Source organism: Chromobacterium sp. FG89, from assembly GCF_057808735.1.
Map to the genome: position 1 here is coordinate 1 of NZ_JBMDIQ010000056.1, position 3,558 is coordinate 3,558.

A 3,558-nucleotide genomic window follows, 5' to 3' on the forward strand; every position below is an offset into this window, starting at 1 on the left:
TTTGCCCATCGCGTCGGTCTTGGACACCACATTGCCCTGGCCGTCGTATTGGTACACCGTGCTCTGCTTCAGCCCCTCCGGGTCCACCGTCTCCCGCACCCGACGACCAGCGCCGTCGTATTCGTATTCGGTGGTCTTCGCCTGCGCCGTCCCCGCCGCTTCCGTCACCCGGATCTGCCGTCCCTGGGCGTCGTAGCCGTAGGTGGTCGTCAGCTTGAGCCCGTCCGGATCGACGATCAGGCTTTGCAGCCGGCCCGCCGCGTCGTAGCGCTGTTCGGTCACCCGGCCGTTGGGCTCGGTTTGCCGCAGCACGCGGCCCTCCGCGTCGTATTCGGTGCGGCTGCTCAGTTTCAGGCCGTCCGGGTCCACGGTGCGTTGCAGCACCCGGCCCGCCGCGTCGTATTGGTAGACGGTCCGGGTGCCGTTGGCGTCGACGCTCTCGATCTGATGACCAGCGCTGTCGTAGCCGCTACGGGTGGTTCCCGCCGGCGTGGTGGTGCTCAGCACTTGGCCGTCGCGGTTGTATTGGTAGGTCGTCGCCTGACCCAGTCCGTCGATCAGTTGCACGGTGTCGCCGTGGCCGTTCTTCTGGGTGATGGTCTGGACGCCGTCCGCCTGGGTGACGGTGACGCGGCCGCTGGCTTCGTCGTAGGCGGTGGTGGTGGCGCGGCCCAGCGCGTCGATCTGGCGCAGCACTCGGCCGAAGGCGTCGTAGGCGTGGCTTTGACGGCCGCCTTGCGGGTCCTGGACGCTGATCTGGCGGCCCAGTTTGTCGTAGTCGATCCGGCTGCGGTGGCCGTTGGCGTCGACGCGCTCGGTCTGCCGGCCGAAGGCGTCGTAGCTCGAGCTTGATCCCAGCGCCAGTCCTTCGGCGTCGCGGGTCTGGCTTTGCAGCAGGCCGCGCCGGTCGTAGGCGCTGGTCTGCACGCTGCTGCGCGCGGCGTCCAGCCGCTGCCGGTAAGCCACGGCTTCGCCGAAGGCGTTGTAGCGCCATTGTTCGCGTTCGGCGTTCAGCCGGTCGCCGGCGGCGAGGCGTTGGCCCAGGCGGTTGTATTGGCTGGTTTCGAGGCGGTCGGCCTCGCTGCTCAGCCCGCCGGGCAGGCCGCTTTGGTTGCCGCCGTTCAGCGCGGCCAGCGCGCCGGCGCCAAGCCGGGTGGCGTAACGCTGGGTGGCGACGACGTCGCCGAAGGCGTTGTAGCGCACTTCGCTGATTTCGCCCAGGCTGTTGAGGGTGTGGCTGAGGCGACCGGCGGCGTCGTAGTAGTACAGGGTGCGCGCGCCGGCGCCGCCCTGGCCGTCGGGGCCCAGGCTGGCGGTGCGTTGGCCGCCGGCGTTGTAGTAGTGGCGGGTGCCCCAGCGCGCCCAGACGGCGTCGATTTGCGGGGCGCCGGCGTCGGCGCCGAGCGCGGCCAGCGCCTGGGCGCCTTCGCCGGCCAGTTCTTGCGTCACCCGGCCCTGGCTGTCGTAGCGCTTGAGCTGGCTGCGCGCGTCGTCGCCGGCCTGGCGGGTGACGGCGATCACTTGGCCTTGGGCGTCGTATTGGTAGCGGACGATCAGGCCGCTCGGCCGGTGTTCTTCGCGCAGCAGCCGGTCGGCGGCGTCGTATTGGCGCTGCACTTGGCGGTCGTTGCGGTCGGCCGCCGGGCGCAGCGCGGCCAGCGTGTCGCCGCCGCCGACGCGGGTGGCGTAGCGTATCGTTTGCGCAATGCGCCCTTGGCCGTCGTAAACGGTTTCGTCGAGGTAGCCTTCGGCGTCGATCCGGCCCACCAGCCGGCCGGCGCCGTCATACAGGCTGCGCGTGCGTTGGTCGGCGCCGTCGCTGGCCGGGCGCAGGGCCTCCAGCGTGTCGCCGGCGCGGGCGCGCTGCGCGTAGCGCACGGTTTCGATCGCGCGGCCGGCGCCGTCGTAGCGGGTTTCGCTCAGATAGCCTTCGCCGTCCAGGCTGGCCAGCAGCAGGCCGTCGCGGTCGTAGTAGCGGCGGCTGACGCGGTCGCCGGCCGGATCGGCCGTCGGCTGCAGTTGGGCGTCGGACGGGTCCAGTTCGCCGGGCTGGCTCGCCAGCGCCGCCAGTTGTTCGGCGCTCAGCCGCGTGGCGTAGCGGGTGCTGCGGGTCAGCCGGCCGGCGGCGTCGTATTGGTGGCGCTCGACGCCGCCTTCGGCGTCCACGGTCTGGACCAGGCGGCCCAGGCTGTCGTATAGCCGGCGTTCGATGCGGTCTTCCGCCGGATTCGCCGCCGGACGCAGCGCAGCCAGCGACAGCGCCGTCGGGTCGCCGCTCAGCCGGGCGATGTCGATCCGGGTCGCGTAGCGCAGGCTGGCGATGATCTGGTCGTTGCCGTTGTAGCGCCATTCGGTGACGTCGCCGGCAGGGTCGATCTGGCCGACCTTGCGGCCGCGTTCGTCGTAGAGCAGGACGCTGGCCGCGCCGTTGGCGTCGATCAGCCTGACCGGCTGGTGGCGCGCATTGTATTCGCTGCGCGCGGTGCCCAGCGGGCCGCCGGCGTCTTGCTGCACCACGGCCAGCAACTGGCCGGCCGCGTCGTAGCTGCTCACCGTGCTCAGGCCGTTGCTCAGGCTGACCCGGGTCTGCCGCTGCGCGTCCTGGTAGACGGTGGTGGTGGCCACGCCCGCGCCGTCCCGGCTGCGCACCACGCGGTTCAGGCCGTCGTAGAGGTAGTCGGCCAGCACCGCGCCGCTGACGCCGTCCAGCTTCTGCAGCAGATTGCCCGCCGGGTCGTAGACGTAGCGCACGCTGCTGTGCCGGCCGTCGGCCACGCCCTTGCCCTCGGCATCCAGGGTGGCGTAGCGGGTGGTGCTGGCCACCAGGCCGCGCAGGTCGTAGCCGGTGTCGCTGCGTTCGACGCGGGACAGGTCCTGCTTTGCCGCCCAGGCTTGCAGTTCGGCTTCGCCGGTGGCGTCGTCGGCGCCGGCGAACACGCCGCCCTGGTACAGCAGCCGGCTGACTTCGCGGCCCTGGGCGTCGTAGCGGCGCTCTTCCACCCGGCCTTCGGCGCTGAGGCTGAAGCGCAGCCGCAGACCGCTGGCGTCGTAAACGTTGCGCCGGGTGCCGGCGCCGTCGACGGTTTCGCTCAGCAGCTGGTTCTGGGCGTTGTAACGGCGTCGGGTCTGCTGGTTCTGCGCGTCGCGCACGCCGACGCGGTTGCCGGCGGCGTCGTAGTCGAAACGGGCGGTTTGGCCGCGGCCGTCGGTGATCGCGCTGACCCGGCCGTGGCCGTCGTAGTCGAAGCGTTGCTCGACGCCGCCGCCGGCCACCCGTTGCAGCAGGCCGTCGCGGTAGTTCAGTTCGGTGCGCAGTCCGGCGGCGTCGCGGACCACGGTGCGCTGCCCCGCGGCGTCGTAGTCGAAGGTGGTGGTCAGCGTCTGCTCGCCGCGCACGTCGCTGACGCTGAGCACGCGGTAATCGCCGTCCACCTGCGCGTAGGCGAAGTCCAGCCGGCTGCCGTCGCTCTGCTGCAGGCTGGCCAGCCGCTGGCTGGCGCCGTCGTACACATAGCGGGTGGTGTAGACCTGGCCGTCGGCGACGCTGTTGTCGTCGGG

1 protein-coding gene is annotated in these 3,558 nt (G+C 71.5%); it reads right to left on the reverse strand.

The window, feature by feature from the left end; all coding sequences use genetic code 11:
- A partial coding sequence (locus ACODRW_RS24155; RefSeq protein ID WP_488906900.1) for an RHS repeat domain-containing protein occupies positions 1 to 3,558 on the reverse strand: 3,558 nt, incomplete at both ends.